An 18,825-nucleotide genomic window follows, 5' to 3' on the forward strand; every position below is an offset into this window, starting at 1 on the left:
CGCGGTGGAGCGGTTCGACGTCATCATCATCGGCGCGGGCCTGTCGGGGATCGGCGCGGGGTGCCAGCTGCGGCGGCGCTGTCCCGACCGGCGCGTCCTGCTCCTCGAGGCGCGGCACGCGATCGGCGGCACCTGGGACCTGTTCCGCTATCCCGGGATCCGATCCGACTCGGACATGCATACGCTTGGCTATGCCTTCCGTCCGTGGCGCGCGGGCGAGGCGATCGCGGACGGCGCCGCGATCCGCGCCTACATCGACGAGACCGCGCGCGAGGAGGGTGTCACCGAGCTCATCCGCTTCGGCCACCGCGTCATCGCGGCCGACTGGTCGAGCGCGGGGGCGCGATGGACGCTGACGGTCGAGCGCGAGGACGCGTCGCGGCTCACGCTCGCGTGCGACTGGCTCCACGCCTGCACCGGCTATTACGCCTATGACCGCGCGCATCGGCCCAGCTTCGTCGACGAGGCGGCGTTCGCTGGGACGATCGTGCACCCGCAGTTCTGGCCCGATCGGCTCGACCATGCCGGGCGGCGCGTCGCGGTGATCGGCAGCGGCGCCACCGCGGTGACGCTGGTGCCCGCGCTGGCGCGCACCGCCGCGCACGTGACGATGGTGCAGCGCTCGCCGAGCTACGTCGTCTCCCGTCCCGCGCGCGACCCGATCGCCGACCGCCTGCGCGCGATCCTGCCCGAGCGCGCCGCTTATGCCGCCACTCGCTGGAAGAATGTGCTGCTCGGACAGGTCTTCTACCGGCTGGCGCGGGGGCGCCCGCGCGGCGTGGCGCGGCGGCTGATCGCGCTGGTGCGCCGCGAGCTCGGCGCCCACTATGACGTCGCGCGGCACTTCACCCCGCGCTACGATCCCTGGGACCAGCGCTTGTGCCTCGTTCCCGACGGCGACCTCTTCGCCGCGCTGCGCGAGGGGCGCGCCAGCGTCGCGACCGGCACGATCGAGCGCTTCACCCGCGACGGCCTGCTGCTCGCCGACGGCACGCAGGTCGAGGCCGACCTCATCGTGACCGCCACCGGGCTCGAAATTCTGCTACTCGGCGGCGTCACTTTGTCCCGGGACGGGACGATCGTCGATCCGGCGGCGTCGCTCCAGTACAAGGGGATGATGCTGTCAGACGTGCCGAACCTCAGCTTCGCCTTCGGCTATACCAACGCGTCGTGGACGCTGAAGGCGGATCTCGTCGCGGCCTATCTGTGCCGGGTGCTCCGCGCGATGCGGCGACGCGGTGCGTCGAGCGCGACGCCGCGGGTTCGACCCGGCAGCGTGACCGAGGTGCCGTTCGCGGATCTGAGCTCGGGTTATATCCGCCGCGCGCTGGCGTCGCTGCCGCGTCAGGGGCATCGCCGCCCGTGGCGGCTGCGTCAGAATTATCTACTCGACCTGCTCGCGCTGCGGTTCGGCTCGGTCGCCGAGGAGATCGAGTTCACCGCGGGCGTGACCGGACCGCGGGACGGAAACAAACTTGAAGAAAATACTTGGGCCCGACAGCGGCGATGACAGTCACGCCGCGTGCCGGGCCCTCGACCTGCTTACCAGGGCCTGATGGTGGTGCCGACGAAGCCGACCAAGGCGAGAACGAAAGCGAGCATCGATGGTCTCCGATTACCAGGGACGGATCGTGGTGCCGACAAGGCCGACCAGTGCGAGAATGAAAGTGAGCATCACGTGCCTCCTATTACCAGGGACGGATGGTGGTGCCGACGAAGCCGACCAGCGCGAGAACGAAAGCGAGCATCGATCTACTCCCGATTACCAGGGGCGAATGGTGGTGCCGACGAAACCGATCAGCGCGAGAACGAATGCGAACATGGGTCTTCTCCCTATTTCTTGCTCAACCCCCCCGAAGGGTAACGCGCAGGTAACGCTTTTTTCACCACATCTCAACGACGTTAACCAGCGGTTAACCCAAAGTGGGACGTACTTAAGCTATTCATTAAGCTAGCGGGCCTAGGGTGGCACCGGAATGGACATGCCTCGCCTCCCAATGCCGCCCGGGCCGGCCGATCACGCCTCGGGTGCCGATCCGGCGGCGACCGGGCCCGACCGCCGCGCCGAACTGCTCGCGCAGGTGCGCGATTTCGCGGCGGTACGGCGCGCGATCGGCGCCGCCGCCGCGGCCGACTTGACGCGAGCCGCGGCGGAGCGGCTCGCCGGCGCGCTCCCGCTGGCGCGGGTCGTCGCGGTAGGGCAGGATGTGATACGGGTGAGCTGCGGTGGCGCGCCCGACAAGGTGGAGCATGTTTCGGCGGCAGTGCGGTCCTTCTTCGATCCGGCGCACGAGCGGTGCGACGAGGCCGCGCGTCACGGCTGGGCGGTGGGCGGCGCGATCGCGGCGCCCGAGGTCGACGACGTGACGCTCGCCGAGACCAGCGAGGCCGCGTTGGCGCAGGCGATCGCGGTGCCGGACGTCGCGCCGGTCGCCGCCGCGCTGGTGGCCGAGGCCGACCTGGCGAGCGAGCTCGACCGCGCGCTCGCCGAGGACGAGATGGAGCTCTTCTATCAGCCCAAGCTCCACGTCCGACAGCAGGTGATCAAGAGCGCCGAGGCGCTGATCCGCTGGCGCCACCCGACGCGCGGGCTGATCCCGCCGGCGGACTTCATCCCGCTCGCCGAGGAGCGCCGCCGCGTCGGTCCGCTGACGCTGTGGACGGTCCGCCGCGCGATCCAGGACCAGCGCCGGCTGCGCCGGCTCGGCCATGACGTGCGCATCTTCATCAACATCTCGGGCCAGGTGCTGGCCGACGCCGCCTTCGCCGAGGCGGTGTGCCACTATGTCGCCGCCGCCCCCGACGCGCGGTTGGGTTTCGAGATCACCGAGACCGCGGTGATCCGCGACCCCGAGGGTGCGATCGCCAACCTGCAGCGGTTCGACTCGATCGGCATCACCGTCTCGATCGACGATTACGGCGCGGGCCTGTCGAGCCTGGCCTATCTCAAGCAGCTGCCCGCGCGCGAGCTGAAGATCGACAAACTGTTCATCACCGGCATCACCAGCTCGCATCGCGACCCACTGATCGTCCGCTCCACCATCGACCTCGCCCACGCGCTCGACATGGAGGTGGTCGCGGAGGGCGTCGAGACCCACGCCGCGCTGGCGCTGCTCTCGGTGATGGGATGCGATATGGTGCAGGGCTATGTGCTCAGCCGCCCGGTCGAACTGGAGACACTCGCCGGTTTCCTCGCGGAGGAGCGCCATCATCGCGCGTCGGCCGACACGCGCGCGTCGTTCACGCGATTGAGCGCCACGTGGAAGCGCGCCTGAGGCGGCTCGTCGCGGCCGTCGCGCTCGCGCTCGCGCTCGTCACCGGCGTGCCCGCCACCGCGGCGCCCGACGACGCGGACCCGCTCGTCGCGCGTGTCCAGCAGCAGATGCTGGTGGATCCGCGCGGTGCGATCGCCTTGGTCGATCAGGCGCGCCGACCGCTGGGAGCGGCCGCGTCACGCGCCGACTATCTTCGCTCGGCGACGCTCAACTGGCTGGAGGCCGAGGCCTTCACCCGCGTCGACCAACCTCGTCGCGCGCTACAGCTGCTCGCGGTGGCACAGCGCCAGGTGGATAAGGCGGATCGTGGCGCACACCTGGCCGCCGATATCCTGTTGTCCCAGGGCGGTGCACTCACCGACACGGGGCAGATCACCGAGGCGCTCGGCGCGTTGCAGCGCGCGCACGAGCGCTACGTCGTGCTGCGCGATCAGCGTAGCCAGGCTAAGGCGCTGACCTATATCGCGCTGCTCTATCGCAGCGCCAATGATCACGCGACCGCGCTGAAGTATTTTTCCGAGGCGTCCGAGCGCTACGCCGACGATCCCGGGCTGACCGTGGCGGTGGAGAACGGTCGCGGCCAGTCGCTCACCGCGCTCGGTCGCTACGCCGAGGCCGAGGCAGCGTTCCGGCGCACGGTCGAGGCGGCGGCGACGCTGCGCAGCCCGCTCGCGCTCGCCCAGGCCTTCAGCGGTGTCGCCGAGGCCGAGCTGCGCCAAGGACAGATCGCGCGCGCGCGCCAGACGATCGAGCGCGGCCTCGGGCTGACGCGTCAGGACGGCGCCGAGCTGCAGCGCCCGCAGTTCATCGCGCTGGCCGCCGAGGCCGCGCTGCAATCTGGCGACCTCGCGCGCGCGCGGGGCCTGATCTCGCAGCGCCTCGCGGGCGTCGATCCCGAGAGCACGCTCATCGCCGACCGCGACGTCCATGACATCGCCTACCGCATCTATGTCGCGAGCGGCGATGCCGCCGCGGCGTTGACCCAGCTGCGCGCGGTCAAGCGGCTCGACGATCAGGCCACCGAGATCGCGCGCTCGAACAGCGCCGCGCTGGCCGCCGCGCGCTTCGACTATGCCAACCAGGAGCTGCAGATCGCGCGGCTCAAGGCGGCCGATCTCGCCAAGACGGTCGCCTTCGAGCGCCAGACCGCGCGCACGCAGCGGCTGCTGCTCTACGGCACCGTCGCGAGCACCTTGCTGATCATCGCCCTGCTCGCGATCGGCCTCTTCACGATCCGGCGCAGCCGCAACGAGGTGCGTGCCGCCAACGCCGACCTCGCCGCGAGCAACGCCGAGCTGGCCAAGGCGCTGCGCGCGAAGACCGAGTTCCTCGCCACCACCAGCCACGAGATCCGTACCCCGCTCAACGGTATCCTCGGCATGACCCAGGTCATGATCGCGGACGCGACGCTCGACGCCGCGACGCGCGATCGGCTCGGCATCGTTCACGGCGCCGGCGTGACGATGCGCGCGCTGGTCGACGACATCCTCGACGTCGCCAAGATCGAGACCGGGCGGATGACGATCGAGACCGTCCCGCTCGACCTGCGCGCGGTGCTCGCCGAATCGACCCGGCTGTGGCGCGATCCCGCGCGCGCCAAGGGGCTGGCTTTCGACGTGGACGTCGACGCGGCCCCGCCCTGGATCATGGGGGATCCCGCGCGGCTGCGGCAGATCATCTTCAATCTGCTGTCGAACGCGGTGAAGTTCACGCCGGCGGGGCACGTGGCGCTGCGCGTCGCCAACGCGGGGGAGCGGCTGCACGTCACGGTGCAGGACACCGGGATCGGTATCGCCCCCGGGGCACAGGAGCTGATCTTCGAATCCTTCCGCCAGGCCGACGCGGGGACGACTCGCCAGTTCGGCGGCACGGGGCTGGGGCTGGCGATCTGCCGCAACCTGGCGCGCGCGATGGGCGGCGACGTCACCGTGTCGAGCCGACTGGGGGAGGGCGCCACCTTCGTGCTCGACCTGCCCTATGTCGCCGCCGCCGGGATCGCCGAGGAGGCGGAGGCGATCGCGCTGGTGGTGATCGAGCGCAACCCCATCACGCGCGCGATGTACAAGACGCTGTTCGGGGGAAGCGGCGCGATCCTGTTCGCCGACGGCGACGAGGCGGCCGCGGCGGTCGCGCGCGCGCGCCCCGAGCGCGTGCTGGTCGACGCCGCGTCGCTGTCGCCCGCGGCGCTGGGCGAGCAGCTGGCGGCGATCGCGGCGGCGGCGGAGGGGGCACCGGTGGCGCTGCTCGCCACCGCCGAGATCGCGGGGCGACGCGCCGAATGGGTCGCGTCAATCACCCAGGTTATCGAGAAACCGGTAGCCAAGAAAGCGCTGGTCGCGGCAGTGCTGGCGATGCCGCGCGCGAGCGTGCGCGACGCCGCCTGATGTGGTAGGATGATGGTGAGAGAAGCCGGGTCGCATCGCCGAAGTGGGAGAGGGTGTCGGACGTGACCGCATTGACGGCTCTGTTCATCGAGGACGACCGGATGAACCGGCGCGTGGTCCGCGACATGCTCGACGTCGCCGGCGTCGCCATGGTCGAGGCCGAGAGCGCCGAGCTCGGGCTCGAGCTGATCGACCGCGACGAGTTCGACGTCATCCTGGTCGACCTGCGCATGCCCGGCATGGACGGCATCACTGCGATCCGTCACATCCGCGCGCGCCGCGACACCAAGGCGCGCCTGCCGATCATCGTCGTCACCGCCGACACCGCGGTCGACCTGCGCCAGCGCTGCCTCGAGGCCGGCGCGGACGACGTCATCTTCAAGCCGGTGGCGATGGACGCGCTGTTCGACTCGATGGGTCGGCTGCTCGCCGAGGACGACGACGACGAGTTGATCTGAGGCGGGCAGCGCGGCATCCTCGGCGCGACCCTCCTTCCTCGCGCGAGGATGTTCGAGCTCCCGGGAGCCGAGCGCCCCTCACTCCCCTGGTGCGTTCCCGCCGCGCAGCGCCGCCGCCAGCGACGCGCTCGCGCTGCCGCGCCGCGCCGGTTTGGGCTGGTCGGGCGACGGCGCCCAGCCGGTGAGGAACACCAGGTCGAAGCGCTCGCGCACGCGCCCGTCCGCGTCGGCGCGCGCGGCGAAGGCGGCGGCGGCGCGCGCGAGCGTGTCGCGGCGAAGGGCATGGCGGTCGGCCAGCGCGTTGCTCGAGGCCATGCCGCGCAGGTCGTCGAGCAGCCGGCCCAGCCCGCCGTAGCCGACGCTCAGCGTCTCGACGTCGGCGACCGGCAGCGCGAAGCCGGCGCGGACGAGCAGGTCGCCCGCCGAGCGCACGTCGACCAGCGGGTGGAGCCGCGCGACCGCCGGCTCCTCGGCGCCGCGCAGCGCCGCGCGCAGCTGCGCCAGGCTGCCGCCGCCGACGAAGGCGCCGAGGAACAGTCCGTCGGGACGGAGCGCGCGGCGCGCGAGCGCGAGCGCGCCGGGCAGGTCGCTGACCCCGTCGAGCGTCCCGGCGGCGACGATCAGGTCGAACGACTCGTCGGCGAAGGGCAGTCGGTCCTCGTCGCCCTGCACGCCGCCCGCGACGCGCGCGAAGGCGAAGCCGGAGTCGAGCCGCGCGACGCGCGCGCCGGGCGGGGGCACATAGTCGCCGCGATGGCAGCCGAGGTCGAGCACGTCGGCGAAGTCGCGCTTCACCGCGTCGAGCCGGTCGGCGATGCCGTCGAGCATCGCCGCGCGCAGAAAGTCGTGCGCGGCGAAGTCGGCGGCGGCGCGGTCGCGGTGCCGTCGGCGCGCGGCGCGGTCGAAGATCTCGGGAGGCTGCATGGGTCGCCCGCCGGCTTGTGCCCGCTCGCGTCGCGCGCCACAAGCGCGACGTGCTCGCCCGGCTGATCGATCAGGTGCTGCCGCCGCGCTGCCCCGGCTGCGGCGCGATCGTCTCGGCGCAGGGACGATTCTGCGCGGGCTGCTGGGCGACGCTCCATTTCCTCGGGCCGCCCTGGTGCGAGTCGTGCCGCCTGCCGCTCGCCGCCGATCAGGGCGCGCCCGCCCGCTGCGACGACTGCCGTGCCGCACCGCCGCGCCACGCCGGCGTGTGCGCCGCGATCGCCTATGGCGAGGTGGCGCGGACCCTCGCGCTGCGGCTCAAGCACGGCGGGCGCGCCGCTTATGCGGTCACCGCGGCGCGGCTGATGACGCGCTGGGTGCCGAAGGACGCGACCTTGCTGGTGCCGGTGCCGCTGCATCGCTGGCGGATGTGGTCGCGCGGCTACAACCAGGCCGCGCTGATCGCCGCCGCCGTCGCGCGGCTCAGCGGCGTGGCATGGCACCCGCGCCTGCTCGAGCGCCACCGCGCCACGCCGATGCTGCGCGAGCGCGGTGCGGGCGAGCGCCACCGCGCGGTGGCGGGCGCCTTCCGCGTGCCGGAACGCCGGCGCGCGCGCCTCGCCGGGGCGCACGCGGTGCTGGTGGACGACGTCTACACCAGCGGCGCCACCGCCGACGCCTGTACCGCGACGCTGCTCGCGGCGGGCGCGGCGCGGGTGACGGTGCTGGTCTGGGCACGCGTGCTGCCGCGAACGGATTGACAGCGCGAGGGTACGATCACACCTAGGGACGATGGCACGGGTCGAGATCTACACCAAAGCATTCTGTCCTTACTGCTCGCGCGCGATGAACCTGCTCGCGAGCAAGGGCGTCTCGGTCGAGGAGACCGACATCGGAGTCGAGCGCGACCGGCGCGCGGAGATGATCGGGCGCGCCGCCGGCCGATCGACCGTGCCGCAGATCTTCATCGGCGGCGTCCATGTCGGCGGGTCGGACGACCTCGCCGCGCTGGAGCGCGCGGGCAAGCTCGACGCCATGCTCGCCGCCTGAGCGGCCGTGATCGTCTTCGATCTCCGCTGTTCCGGGTCGCACGTGTTCGAGGCGTGGTTCGCCTCCACCTCGGCCTATGAGGCGCAGCGCGATCGCGGGCTCGTCGCCTGCCCGATGTGCGGTGACACCGGCGTGGAGAAAGCCGTGATGGCGCCCAACGTCGGCGCCAAGGGCAATCGCGCCGCCGCCACCGTGCCCGCGCTGTCCGCGGAGGCGGTGCGCCGGCTCGCGGAGGTCCAGGCCGAGCTGCTGCGCCGGTCGCGCTGGGTCGGCGCCGACTTCGCCGCGGAGGCGCGCGCGATCCACGAGGGGGAGCGGCCCGGCGGCGCGATCCACGGTCAGGCGAGCGCGGCCGAGGTCAGCGCGCTGGTCGAGGACGGCGTGCCGATCGCGCCGCTGCTCTTCCCGGTGGCGCCGCCCGAGCAGGTCAACTGAGCCGCGCCTACCGCGTCGGCGGGCGCTGAGCTTCGCCGAGGACCAGCCGTCCCTCCTCCAGCGTGGCGGTGAGCGCGGCATAACCCTCCACCTGGCGCCAGCGAGTCGGGAGCGGCTCGTGGTGGCTCGCGGAGATCACGACGACGTCCGCGCCCGCCGCCTCGGCCGCGGCGATGCCGGCGGGCGCATCCTCCCACACCAGGCAGTCGCGCGCGTCGACGCCGAGCCGCTCGGCGGCGAGCAGGAAACAATCGGGCGCCGGCTTGCCGCGCTCGACGTCGTCGGCGGTGATCATGACCTCCGGCGGAGTCACGCCCGCGGCCTTGAGCCGCACCTCGGCGAGCGAGCGCGGTGCCGATGTCACGATGGCCCAGCGCTCAGGCGGTAGCGCGGCGGTGAAGGCGGCCGCGCCGGCGATCTCGACCACGTCGGCGACGTCGTCGATCTCGGCCTGGAGCAGCGCCTCGAACTCGCGCTGCGGGTCCGCGCCCGACGGCGCGAAGCGGCGGATCGTCTCGATCGCCTTCACCCCGTGCATCACGCGCATCAGCTCGTCGACGTCGACGTCGTTGCGCTCGGCCCAGGCGGTCCAGGCGCGCACCGCCGAGGGGATGGAGTTGATCAGCGTCCCGTCCATGTCGAACAGGAAGGCGGCGTAGCGGCCCGTCACGCGCGGTTCGCCGCGGAGAGGACGGCGCGGACGCTGGCGGTGGCGATGTCGCTGTCGATGCCGACGCCCCAGACGGTGTGGCCGTCAGGAGTGCGGCACTCGAGATAGGCCGCGGCCTGCGCGCCGGCGCCGTGGCCGATCGCGTGCTCGGCATAGTCGATCACGTCGAGTGTGGGCCCGGTGCTGTCCGCCAATGCGGCGATCACGCCCGAGATCAGGCCGTTGCCACGGCCGGACAGTGAGCGCTCCTCGCCGTCGATGGCGACGCGGCCGACGAAGACACGCTCGCCCGCGGCGCCGCTCTCGTCATAGTCGCGCAGCACGAAACGGTCGCGCGCGCCGGGCAGATAGGCCTGCTCGAACGCGCCCCAGATGTCGGCGGCGTTGAGCTCGCGGCTGGTCGCGTCCGCCAGCGCCTGGACGTGGCGGCTGAAGTCGCCCTGCAGCCGCTTGGGCAGCCGCAGTCCCTTGTCCTGCTCGATCACCCAGGCGACCCCTCCCTTGCCCGACTGCGAGTTGACGCGGATCACCGCCTCGTAGCTGCGCCCGAGGTCGGCCGGATCGATCGGCAAATAGGGCACTTCCCACAGCCCGTCGTTGCGCTGCGCCTGCGCGGCGAAGCCCTTCCTGATCGCGTCCTGGTGCGAGCCCGAGAAAGCGGTGAAGACCAGGTCGCCGGCATAGGGCGTGCGCGGATGGACCGGGATGTTGGTGGCATATTCCACCGTCTTCACGATCGCGTCGATGTCGGAAAGGTCGAGCTGCGGATCGACCCCCTGGGTGTACATGTTGAGCGCCACCGTCACGAGGTCGCAATTGCCGGTGCGCTCGCCGTTGCCGAGCAGGCAGCCCTCGACGCGGTCGGCGCCCGCCATGATGCCCAGTTCCGCCGCGGCGACGCCCGTGCCGCGGTCATTGTGGGTGTGGAGCGAGATGACGGCGGCGTCGCGTCGCCGCAGGTGGCGCGCGAAATACTCGATCTGGTCGGCGTAGACGTTGGGGGTCGCGCACTCGACCGTGGCGGGCAGGTTGAAGATGATCGGCGCCTCGGGGGTGGGCGCCAACACCTCGGCCACCGCCTCGCAGACCTCGAGCGAGAAATCGAGCTCGGCGGTGGAGAAGGTCTCGGGCGAATATTCGAACTGCCAGCGCGTGTGCGGGCGCTTGGCGGCCTCGTCGCGGAGCACCTTGGCGCCCTCGACCGCGATCCGCTTCACCTCGTCGCGCGACATGCCGAAGACGATCTTGCGCCACGCCGGGCTGACCGCGTTGTAGAGGTGGACGATCGCGCTGTGCGCGCCCTCCAGGCTGGCGAAGCTGCGCTCGATCAGGTCGCGGCGCGCCTGGGTGAGCACCTGGACCTGCACGTCCTCGGGCACGCGCTCGTCGCGGATCAGCCCCGAGATGAAGTCGAACTCGGTCGCGCCGGCCGAGGGAAAGCCGACCTCGATCTCCTTGAGCCCGACCTTCACGAGCAGGTCGAAGAAGCGCGTCTTCTTCTCGGCGTCCATCGGGTCGATCAGCGCCTGGTTGCCGTCGCGCAGGTCGGTCGAGAGCCAGCGCGGGGCGCGCGTGATCGTCGCGGAAGGCCAGCGCCGGTCGGGCAGGTCGACGGGAGGGAAGGGGCGGTATTTGGTCGCGGGGTCGCGCAGCATGGCGGTGGCTCTCTCGACAGGAGCGGTAGGGATATCGTCCAGCCCTTAGGCGCGGCGCGACAAGCGCGCGAGCGGTGACGCGCCTAAGGGCGCGTAAGTCGAAGCAGCAGGGCGAGGCCGCGGATCATCGGGCGCCTGAGTAGCGCGCGTCGCCGGGATTTGTCCAGCGCGGCGATGGTGGGCGAGATGTTGAGCGAAAAGAAACCTTTGTCGGCGAAATAGAGGGTGGATGAAGGAGTTCACCATGTTGCAGCTGGTCTATATCAGCACCGCGGTCGGCAGCATCGCCACCGCGTCGATCCTCGCGGAGTCGCGCGCCAACAACACGCGCGACCGGATCACCGGCCTGCTGTTCAGCGACGGACGTCGCTTCCTCCAGGCGCTCGAGGGCGAGCCGGCGATGGTGGAGCGCGCCTTCGCGCGGATCGGCACCGACCCGCGCCACCGCGCGCTGGTCGTGCTGTCGCGGCGCGAGGTGGCGCAGCGCGAGTTCGGCGACTGGGCGATGGCCGAGCGCGTCCCCGGCTCGGACGGCGAGGCCTTCACGCGCCGCGTCGCCGCGCTGGTCGCCAACGCGTCGCCCGCGGTGCGCGCGACCTTCGACAGTTTCGCGCGGCTCCAGCGCGCCGCGTGAGGGGCAGCTACGCCCCTCTCCTAGCGTCATCCTGAAGCTGTTCCAGGATCCACCGTCGCGCAGGTGCCGCGGCGTCAGAGCGAGCCGCACGGTGGACCCCGAGACGAGCTCAGGATGACGACGCCCGATGGGGAACGACGGCTCGAGAGAGCCCCCCGGTTACGCCGTGAAGGCCGCGTTGACGTTGAGCTTCACCATGTCCGACACGGCAGGCGCGGCATAGCCGAGGCCGAAGTCGCTGCGCTTGATCGTGCCTGTCCCGACGAAGCCGAAGTTGGCCTTCTTGCTCATCGGATTGTCCCCCGCGCCGACGAAGGTGACGTCGAGCGTCACCGGCTTGGTGATGCCCTTGATCGTCAGGGTGCCCGCCAGCGTCGCCTTGTTCGGCCCGCGCGGCGTGACCGCGGTCGACACGAAGCGCGCCGTCGGGTTGTTGGCGGTGTCGAAGAAGTCCTTCGACTTCAAGTGATTGGCGAACTGCGGCGAGGTGACCGAGAGCTGGTCGACCGCGAAGGTAACCTCCACCTTGGTGGCGGCGGGCTTCTTCGGGTCGATCGTGATCGAGCCGCCCGAGGCGCCGAACTGGCCCTGCAGCATCGAGAAGCCGAGATGGTTGACCTCCCACGTCACCTGCGTGTGCGCGGGATCGACCTGATAGGTGCCGGCGGCGACTCGCGCGGCGGCGGGCTGGCCCGGCTGGCCCGGCGCGGTGGCGATCTGCGCGGCGGCGGGGACGGCGAGCGCGGCGATGGCGCCGAGCGCGAGAAGATGACGCATGGTGGTTCCTCCTGTGGTGCGCACCTTGCACCATAGTATCGCGCGGCCGGCTAGGGGCCGCGGCGAAACGGAGGTTTTCGGCGCGCTCACTCGCCGCCCGACGGGTCCCCCGGCGCGCGCTCGACCGTGACGTCGAAGCGGATGCGGACCCAGGCGCCGATCAGCGGCTGGCCGCCACGGCGCGGCGGGCGCACCAGGAACTGCCACGCCGCGCGCCGCAGCCCGCGCGCGATGCCCGAGCCCGGCGACTCGCCCAGCTCGCGGCAGTCCTCGACGTGGTAGCGCGCCGCGGTGCGACAGGCGACGATGCCCCAGCCGGCCTGCCCGCGCGGCAGGAACGGCGCGGTCTCGGCGTGGGTCGGCTCGCGATACCATTCGGCGGCGTAGAGCGGCTCGCCGCCCGGGCCCGCCCCGACCGAGGGCGTGTCGTCGCCCGCGCCGGCGCTCGCGCTCTGCTGGCCGTCCATCCCGCTGCCGGGCGGCGCCGCGGTGCCCTTGATCGTGCCGATGTCGGAGGCGGCATAGTCACGGCGGTTCAGGATCATCACGCCGGGCAGCTGCAACTCGGCGAGCGGCGGCGGGGGTGTCTCGGCGGGGCGGTCGACCGGGCGCTCGCGCGCGGCGGGCGCGCTGCGCTGCCGGCCCGACTGGCGCGCGCGCTCGGTCCGCTTGGTCGCGGCGGTCTCGGCGCGCTGACCCTGCGAACTGACGTCGAAGGTACTGAGCGGGCGGTGGTCGCCGAAGTCGCCGCGGACCACGCCGCCCATGCGCAGCAACGCGTAGAGCAGCAGCGCGGCGATGCCGAGCGCGAGCGCCCAGGAGAGCGCGCGGCTGCCGGTATCGGCGCGCGTGCGGTACGACGAGTCTCGGTACGTCGCCGTCCGCATCGCGCGCGCCTACAGGAGCGCGCGCGCGGCTTCAATCCGCCGCGCGCGCGGTGAGCGTCAGTTGCGCTCCTTGTCGACCAGCTTGTTGGCCCCGATCCACGGCATCATCGCGCGCAGCTCACTGCCGACCTGCTCGATCTGATGGCGCTTGGCGGCGCTGCGGCTGGCCTTGAGCTCGGGCTGTCCGGCGCGATTGTCGAGCACGAAGTCGCGCACGAAGCGACCCGACTGGATGTCGGCCAATACCCGCTTCATCTCCTTCTTGGTCTCGTCGGTGATGATACGCGGGCCGGTCTTGATGTCCCCATATTCGGCGGTGTTCGAGATCGAGTAGCGCATGTTGGCGATGCCGCCCTCGTACATCAGGTCGACGATCAGCTTGAGTTCGTGCAGACACTCGAAATAGGCCATCTCGGGGGCATAGCCGGCCTCGACCAGCGTCTCGAACCCGGCCTGGACCAGCGCGGTCGCGCCACCGCACAGCACCGCCTGCTCGCCGAACAGATCGGTCTCGCATTCCTCGCGGAAGTTGGTCTCGATGATGCCCGAGCGGCCGCCGCCCACGCCCGAGGCATAGGCCAAAGCGACGTCGTGCGCGTTGCCGCTGGCGTCCTGGTGGATCGCGATCAGGCAGGGCACGCCGCCGCCGCGGACATATTCGGAGCGGACGGTGTGGCCCGGGCCCTTGGGCGCGATCATGATCACGTCGATGTCCGCGGGCGGCTCGATCAGGCCGAAATGCACGTTGAGCCCATGCGCGAAGGCGAGCGCGCTGCCGGGCCTCATGTTGCCCTTGAGGTCATTCTCCCAGATCGCGGCCTGGTGCTCGTCGGGGGCGAGGATCATCAGCACGTCGGCCCAGGCGGCCGCGTCCTTGTTGGCCATGACCCGGAAGCCGGCCTCCTCGGCCTTCTTCGCCGAGGCGCTGCCCGGGCGGAGCGCGATCGCGATCTCCGTCACGCCCGAGTCGCGCAGGTTCTGCGCGTGGGCGTGGCCCTGCGAGCCATAGCCGAGGATCGCGATCTTCTTGCCCGTGATCAGGTTCAGATCGGCGTCGCGATCGTAATAGACCTTCATCTCTCTTCTTCCCTCTGCTCGTCGTCATCCCGGCGCAGGCCGAGATCCAGGGCCGCGGACGGCGGCGCGTGTGGACCTGGGCCCCGGCCTCCGCCGGGGCGACGGTTCAAAATAGCTTACGCCGCCTCGGCGCCGCGCGCGATCGCGACGATGCCGGTGCGCGCCACCTCGACCAGGCCGACCTCGCCCATCAGCTCGACGAACTTGTCGATCTTCTCGATCGTGCCGGTCACCTCGAACACGAAGGAGGCGATGGTCGCGTCGACGACGCGGGCGCGGTACACCTCGGCGAGGCGCAGCGCCTCGATGCGATGGTCCCCGCTGCCCGCCACCTTCACCAGCGCGAGCTCGCGCTCGACGTGTGCGCCGCGCGCGGTGAGGTCGGTCACCTTGTGGACCGGCACCAGCCGCTCGAGCTGCGCGACGATCTGCTCGAGCGTCGCCGGGCTGGCAGAGGTGACGATGGTGATCCGGCTCACCGCCTTGTCCAGCGTGATCTCGCTGACGGTGAGGCTCTCGATGTTGTAGCCGCGCGCGGTGAACAGGCCGGCGATCCGTGCCAGGATGCCGGGCTCGTTGTCGACGATCACCGCCAGCGTGTGCCGCTCGGCCTTCTCTTCTCGTATCTGCATGTCGTTCTCACTTCCGTCCCGGCGAGGGAGGGGGTCAGTCCAGGTGATAGGGTCGAGGCAAGTAGAGACAAAGCCGTATCCGTCATCCCAGACTTGTTCCGGGGTCCACTTGCCGCGCACACCGAGAGCGTTGCTCTTTCGGAAGAGTGGATCCCGGAACAAGTCCGGGATGACGGAAGGGGCGGGGCGTGCTCGGCCGAGACGCCGAGGTTTTACACCAGCGCCTTGGCCTCGTCGTCCATCGTCCCCGAGACCTCGTTGGCCTGGAGGATCATGTCGGTGTGCGCCGCGCCCGACGGGATCATCGGGAAGCAGTTGGCGAGCTTGGCGACCATGCAGTCGACCATCACCGGCCCGTCGTGCGCGAGCATGTCGGCGATGCCCTGCTCGAGCTGGTCGGGATGCTCGATCCGGATGCCCTTCCAGCCATAGGCCTCGGCCAGCTTGACGAAATCGGGAAGCGAGTCGGAGTAACTCTCCGAGTAGCGGCTCTCATAGGTGAGCTCCTGCCACTGGCGCACCATGCCCATATATTCGTTGTTGAGGATGAAGACCTTCACCGGCAGCCGGTATTGCGTGGCGGTGGCGAGCTCCTGGATGTTCATCTGGATCGAGGCCTCGCCCGCGATGTCGATCACCAGCGCGTCGGGATCGCCGAGCTGCGCGCCGATCGCCGCGGGCAGGCCGTAGCCCATCGTGCCGAGCCCGCCCGAGGTCAGCCATTTGTTGGGTGACTCAAAGCCGAAATGCTGCGCGGCCCACATCTGGTGCTGGCCGACCTCGGTGGTGATGATCGGCGCGCGCGCGTGCGTCGCCTCCCACAGCGCTCGGATCGCGCGCTGGGGCATGATCTCGGTGCGGCTCTCGGGGAAGCTGAGCGACTTCCTCGCGCGCCATTCCTCGAGGCGGCCCCACCATGCGGCGAGGTCCGGGCGCGGGTGCTCGCGCTCGCGCCACACGCGCACCATGTCGGCGAGCGCGTGGCCCGCGTCGGCCACGATCGCGAGGTCGATCCGCACCGTCTTGTTGATGCTGGACCGGTCGATGTCGATGTGGACCTTGCGGCTGTTGGGCGAGAAGGCGTCGAGCCGGCCGGTGACCCGGTCGTCGAAGCGCGCGCCGACGTTCACCACCAGGTCGGCCTGGTTCATCGCCATATTGGCCTCGTAGGTGCCGTGCATGCCGAGCATGCCGAGCCACTGCGGGCCGGTCGCGGGATAGGCGCCGAGCCCCATCAGCGTCGAGGTCACCGGCGCGCCGGTGAGATGCGCCAGCTCGACCAGCAGCTCGGACGCGCGCGGGCCGGCGTTGATCACCCCGCCGCCGGTGTAGAGTACCGGGCGCTCGGCCGCGGCGAGCATGTCGACCACCTCCTCGATCAGCGCCGGGTCGGCGGCGAGCGCGGGGCGGTAGGTCTTGTGCTGGATCGGGCCGGGCGCGCTGTACGCCGCGGTGGCGACCTGGACGTTCTTGGGGATGTCGACCACGACCGGGCCGGGGCGGCCCGAGGTGGCGATATGGAAGGCCTCGTGGATCACCGCGCCAAGCCGCGCCGGGTCCTTCACCAGGTAATTGTGCTTGGTGCAGTGGCGCGTGATGCCGACCGTGTCGGCCTCCTGGAAGGCGTCGCTGCCGATCAGGTTGGTCGGCACCTGGCCGGTGATCACCACCATGGGGATCGAGTCGAGCAAGGCGTCGGTGATGCCGGTCACCGCGTTGGTCGCACCCGGGCCCGAGGTGACGAGCACGACGCCGGGCCGGCCGGTGGAGCGCGCGTACCCCTCGGCGGCGTGCGTCGCCGCCTGCTCGTGGCGGACGAGGATGTGCTTGATCCGCCCCGAGCGGAACAAAGCGTCGTAGATCGGCAGGACGGCGCCGCCCGGATAGCCGAACACGACCTCCACGCCGAGATCGCACAGCGCCTCGACCAGGATGTCGGCTCCGCTCTTCTCGGTGGTCACGTCAGGTCTCCTCGCTTGAAGTCGGGGCGCGCTACGGCATCGAAAGTTGCCCGTCAACACGCTTTCGAGAAATAAAATTCCAATGTGGCGGTTTCGCTTCGTGACCAACCGGAGGGTGGCTGGTGCCGGAACCAGGTATATTGACGCTTGGCATAGCGCCTGGTGGCGAGCCGCGCGCGGGCGAGCGCCTTGTCGCGGGTGATCGTGCCGGCGAGATGGGCCGCGATCTCGGGCACGCCGATGGCGCGGCGGACCGGCGCGTCATCGGGCACGTCGGCGCGCGCGAGGAGGGCGGCGACCTCGTCGATCGCGCCCGACGCGAACATCGCCTCCAGCCGCGCGTCGCAGCGCGCGACCAATCGCTCGCGCTCGGGCAGCAGGACCAGCGCGCTGAGGTCGATCGCCGCGCCGATTCCGCCGGTCCGTTCGCGCTGCCAGTCGGCGAGCGGGCGGCCGGTCGAGCGCACCACCTCGAGCGCGCGCGCCACCCGCGCGGTGTCGCCGGGCGCGAGCCGGGCGGCGGCGGGCGCGTCCTCGCGCGTGAGCGCGGCATGCGCCTCTGCCACCGCCAGCGCGCGCACCGCGGCGCGGACCGCCGGGTCGATCTCGGGCACGGGCGCGATGCCGTCGAGCAGGGTGCGCAGGTAGAGGCCGGTCCCGCCGACCAGCACCGGCAGCAGGCCTTCTTGCTGCGCCTCGGTGATCGCAGCGCGCGCGTCGGCGGCCCAGCGCGCCGCGGAACAGGCCTCCGCCCCGTCGACATAGCCGAACAGCCGGTGCGGCACGCGCGCCTCGTCCGCCTCGGACGGACGGGCCGAGAGCAGCCGTAGGTCGCGATAGACCTGGCTCGCGTCGGCGTTGATCACGACACCGCCGGCCCGCTCCGCCAGCTCGATCGCCAGCGCGCTCTTGCCGCTCGCGGTCGGCCCTGCGATGAGCGCGACCCGCGGTCTCGGGCAAGTCTCAGGGGAAGAACCCATGTTCACGGCGACGCTGATAGCAGCCGGGCGGCTGACGCCCAATATCGTCGCCGCGGCGCAGGAGCGGCTCGCCGCGGCGGGCTGCGTGCCGACGACGCTCGGCTGGATCGACGAGGGCGACGCGGCCGACCTCCATTTCGAGATCGCCCCCGCGGACGCGCGCGCCGCGCTGGAGGGGGCGTTCGAGGCGGTCGACGTCGTCGTCCAGCCGCGCGAGACCCGGCGCAAGATGCTGCTGGTGGCGGACATGGACTCGACCATGATCACGGTCGAGTGCATCGACGAGCTGGCCGATTATGCCGGGCTCAAGCCGCAGATCGCCGCGATCACCGAGCGTGCGATGCGCGGCGAGCTCGACTTCGAGGCGGCGCTCGACGCGCGCGTCGGGCTGCTCGAGGGGCTGAGCGGCGGGGTGATCCAGGCGTGCCTGGAGGAGCGCGTGCGGCTGATGCCGGGCGCGACGTCGCTGGTGCGGACGATGCGCGGCTGGGGCGCGACCGCGATCCTCGTCTCGGGCGGCTTCACGCGCTTCGCCGAGCCGGTGGCGAACGCGATCGGCTTCGACCGCGCGATCGCCAACGTGCTCGAGCTGGAGGACGGCGCACTGACCGGGACGGTGGCGCGGCCGATCGTGGGCGCGGCGACCAAGCGGACGACGCTGCTGGAGGCGCGGGCCGCGCTCGGGCTGGCGGACGCGGCGACGCTGGCGGTGGGCGACGGCGCCAACGACCTGGCGATGATCGAGGTGGCGGGGCTCGGCGTCGCATATCGTGCGAAGCCGATCGTGGCGGCGGCCGCGGCGGCGCGGGTCGAGCACGGCGACCTCACGGCGCTGCTCTGGGCACAGGGCGTGCCGCGGGCGGAGTGGGTGGCGTAGGAAGCTGTCATCCTGGCGTTGAGCCGGGATCTATCGAGCTGCGCACACCGACGCCGTCGGTCCCGCGGAGCCATGGATCCCGGTCAAGGGCGCAATGACGGGGATCGCCGAGCCTTAACCGTCACCGTGCTCCTACGAACGTAGGAGCA

At 71.4% G+C, this 18,825-nt stretch carries 18 protein-coding genes; 9 read left to right on the forward strand and 9 right to left on the reverse strand.

The genetic code is table 11. From position 1 onward, the window contains the following. Positions 1-4 precede the first annotated feature (4 nt). The 4 genes from KZ813_RS01375 to KZ813_RS01390 all read left to right on the forward strand — a co-directional run bounded on the left by KZ813_RS01375 (position 5) and on the right by KZ813_RS01390 (position 6,117). A complete protein-coding gene (locus tag KZ813_RS01375) occupies positions 5-1,510 on the forward strand; it encodes a flavin-containing monooxygenase (RefSeq protein ID WP_308461756.1) in 1,506 nt (501 codons plus the stop codon). Positions 1,511-1,982: 472 nt separating this feature from the next. Then, a complete protein-coding gene (locus tag KZ813_RS01380; protein WP_258046303.1) occupies positions 1,983-3,275 on the forward strand; it encodes an EAL domain-containing protein in 1,293 nt (430 codons plus the stop codon). Beyond that, complete coding sequence (locus KZ813_RS01385; protein ID WP_219753181.1) at positions 3,260-5,659, forward strand: tetratricopeptide repeat-containing sensor histidine kinase; 2,400 nt, start codon at positions 3,260-3,262, stop codon at positions 5,657-5,659. The genes KZ813_RS01380 and KZ813_RS01385 overlap by 16 nt, the downstream gene beginning before the upstream one ends. Positions 5,660-5,730: 71 nt before the next feature. Further along, positions 5,731-6,117, forward strand: a complete 387-nt coding sequence (locus KZ813_RS01390; RefSeq protein ID WP_219753397.1) for a response regulator — start codon at positions 5,731-5,733, stop codon at positions 6,115-6,117. Positions 6,118-6,195: 78 nt separating this feature from the next. On the opposite strand, the gene KZ813_RS01395 is transcribed toward KZ813_RS01390, so the two are convergent. Beyond that, entirely contained in the window at positions 6,196-7,041 is an 846-nt protein-coding gene (locus KZ813_RS01395) for a methyltransferase domain-containing protein (RefSeq protein WP_219753182.1), read from the reverse strand. Between the two features lie 17 nt (positions 7,042-7,058). Here KZ813_RS01395 and KZ813_RS01400 point away from each other — a divergent pair, with 17 nt between their 5' ends. Genes KZ813_RS01400 through KZ813_RS01410 form a run of 3 tightly spaced genes read left to right on the forward strand, consistent with a single transcriptional unit; the run spans position 7,059 to position 8,526 of the window. Next, positions 7,059-7,802 carry a ComF family protein gene (locus KZ813_RS01400; protein ID WP_308461757.1) on the forward strand — a complete coding sequence of 248 codons (744 nt, stop codon included), beginning with the start codon at positions 7,059-7,061 and terminating at the stop codon, positions 7,800-7,802. 31 nt (positions 7,803-7,833) lie between these two features. Next, complete coding sequence (gene grxC, locus KZ813_RS01405; protein ID WP_219753183.1) at positions 7,834-8,091, forward strand: glutaredoxin 3; 258 nt, start codon at positions 7,834-7,836, stop codon at positions 8,089-8,091. Between the two features lie 6 nt (positions 8,092-8,097). Then, the gene (locus KZ813_RS01410) at positions 8,098-8,526 is read left to right on the forward strand and encodes a DUF1178 family protein (RefSeq protein ID WP_219753184.1); all 429 of its coding nucleotides are present in this window, start codon (positions 8,098-8,100) and stop codon (positions 8,524-8,526) included. Positions 8,527-8,533: 7 nt separating this feature from the next. Here KZ813_RS01410 and KZ813_RS01415 read toward each other — a convergent pair whose 3' ends face one another. Further along, positions 8,534-9,196 carry an HAD-IA family hydrolase gene (locus KZ813_RS01415; protein WP_308461758.1) on the reverse strand — a complete coding sequence of 221 codons (663 nt, stop codon included), beginning with the start codon at positions 9,194-9,196 and terminating at the stop codon, positions 8,534-8,536. Continuing rightward, a complete protein-coding gene (leuA, locus tag KZ813_RS01420; RefSeq protein WP_219753185.1) occupies positions 9,193-10,851 on the reverse strand; it encodes a 2-isopropylmalate synthase in 1,659 nt (552 codons plus the stop codon). The genes KZ813_RS01415 and leuA overlap by 4 nt, the downstream gene beginning before the upstream one ends. 229 nt (positions 10,852-11,080) lie before the next feature. Between leuA and KZ813_RS01425 the strand changes: the two genes are divergently transcribed. Continuing rightward, entirely contained in the window at positions 11,081-11,485 is a 405-nt protein-coding gene (locus tag KZ813_RS01425) for a BLUF domain-containing protein (RefSeq protein ID WP_258046304.1), read from the forward strand. Positions 11,486-11,644: 159 nt separating this feature from the next. Here KZ813_RS01425 and KZ813_RS01430 read toward each other — a convergent pair whose 3' ends face one another. From KZ813_RS01430 to miaA, 6 genes are all read right to left on the reverse strand, one after another. Beyond that, positions 11,645-12,262 carry a YceI family protein gene (locus KZ813_RS01430; RefSeq protein ID WP_219753186.1) on the reverse strand — a complete coding sequence of 206 codons (618 nt, stop codon included), beginning with the start codon at positions 12,260-12,262 and terminating at the stop codon, positions 11,645-11,647. Between the two features lie 86 nt (positions 12,263-12,348). Next, complete coding sequence (locus KZ813_RS01435) at positions 12,349-13,149, reverse strand: hypothetical protein (RefSeq protein ID WP_219753187.1); 801 nt, start codon at positions 13,147-13,149, stop codon at positions 12,349-12,351. Between the two features lie 57 nt (positions 13,150-13,206). Continuing rightward, a complete protein-coding gene (gene ilvC / locus KZ813_RS01440) occupies positions 13,207-14,226 on the reverse strand; it encodes a ketol-acid reductoisomerase (RefSeq protein ID WP_219753188.1) in 1,020 nt (339 codons plus the stop codon). Between the two features lie 116 nt (positions 14,227-14,342). After that, positions 14,343-14,858 (reverse strand): acetolactate synthase small subunit, encoded by a 516-nt coding sequence (gene ilvN / locus KZ813_RS01445; RefSeq protein WP_219753189.1) that lies wholly within the window; start codon positions 14,856-14,858, stop codon positions 14,343-14,345. Positions 14,859-15,070: 212 nt separating this feature from the next. After that, positions 15,071-16,819 carry an acetolactate synthase 3 large subunit gene (locus KZ813_RS01450; protein WP_219753190.1) on the reverse strand — a complete coding sequence of 583 codons (1,749 nt, stop codon included), beginning with the start codon at positions 16,817-16,819 and terminating at the stop codon, positions 15,071-15,073. 53 nt (positions 16,820-16,872) lie between these two features. Then, positions 16,873-17,799 carry a tRNA (adenosine(37)-N6)-dimethylallyltransferase MiaA gene (miaA, locus tag KZ813_RS01455; RefSeq protein WP_219753191.1) on the reverse strand — a complete coding sequence of 309 codons (927 nt, stop codon included), beginning with the start codon at positions 17,797-17,799 and terminating at the stop codon, positions 16,873-16,875. Between miaA and serB the strand changes: the two genes are divergently transcribed. Continuing rightward, positions 17,798-18,676, forward strand: a complete 879-nt coding sequence (gene serB, locus KZ813_RS01460) for a phosphoserine phosphatase SerB (protein WP_219753192.1) — start codon at positions 17,798-17,800, stop codon at positions 18,674-18,676. The genes miaA and serB overlap by 2 nt on opposite strands. Positions 18,677-18,825: the final 149 nt, after the last annotated feature.

This window comes from Sphingomonas folli, from assembly GCF_019429525.1.
Taxonomy (GTDB): Bacteria; Pseudomonadota; Alphaproteobacteria; order Sphingomonadales; family Sphingomonadaceae; genus Sphingomonas; species Sphingomonas folii.

Coding starts and splice junctions, on each gene's coding strand:
- ilvN (WP_219753189.1), bottom strand. CDS start 14,858: ATGCAGATACGAGAAGAGAAGGCCGAGCGGCACACGCTGGCGGTGATC.
- KZ813_RS01435 (WP_219753187.1), bottom strand. CDS start 13,149: ATGCGGACGGCGACGTACCGAGACTCGTCGTACCGCACGCGCGCCGAT.
- KZ813_RS01430 (WP_219753186.1), bottom strand. CDS start 12,262: ATGCGTCATCTTCTCGCGCTCGGCGCCATCGCCGCGCTCGCCGTCCCC.
- leuA (WP_219753185.1), bottom strand. CDS start 10,851: ATGCTGCGCGACCCCGCGACCAAATACCGCCCCTTCCCTCCCGTCGAC.
- KZ813_RS01425 (WP_258046304.1), top strand. CDS start 11,081: ATGAAGGAGTTCACCATGTTGCAGCTGGTCTATATCAGCACCGCGGTC.
- miaA (WP_219753191.1), bottom strand. CDS start 17,799: ATGGGTTCTTCCCCTGAGACTTGCCCGAGACCGCGGGTCGCGCTCATC.
- KZ813_RS01380 (WP_258046303.1), top strand. CDS start 1,983: ATGCCTCGCCTCCCAATGCCGCCCGGGCCGGCCGATCACGCCTCGGGT.
- grxC (WP_219753183.1), top strand. CDS start 7,834: ATGGCACGGGTCGAGATCTACACCAAAGCATTCTGTCCTTACTGCTCG.
- KZ813_RS01395 (WP_219753182.1), bottom strand. CDS start 7,041: ATGCAGCCTCCCGAGATCTTCGACCGCGCCGCGCGCCGACGGCACCGC.
- ilvC (WP_219753188.1), bottom strand. CDS start 14,226: ATGAAGGTCTATTACGATCGCGACGCCGATCTGAACCTGATCACGGGC.
- serB (WP_219753192.1), top strand. CDS start 17,798: ATGTTCACGGCGACGCTGATAGCAGCCGGGCGGCTGACGCCCAATATC.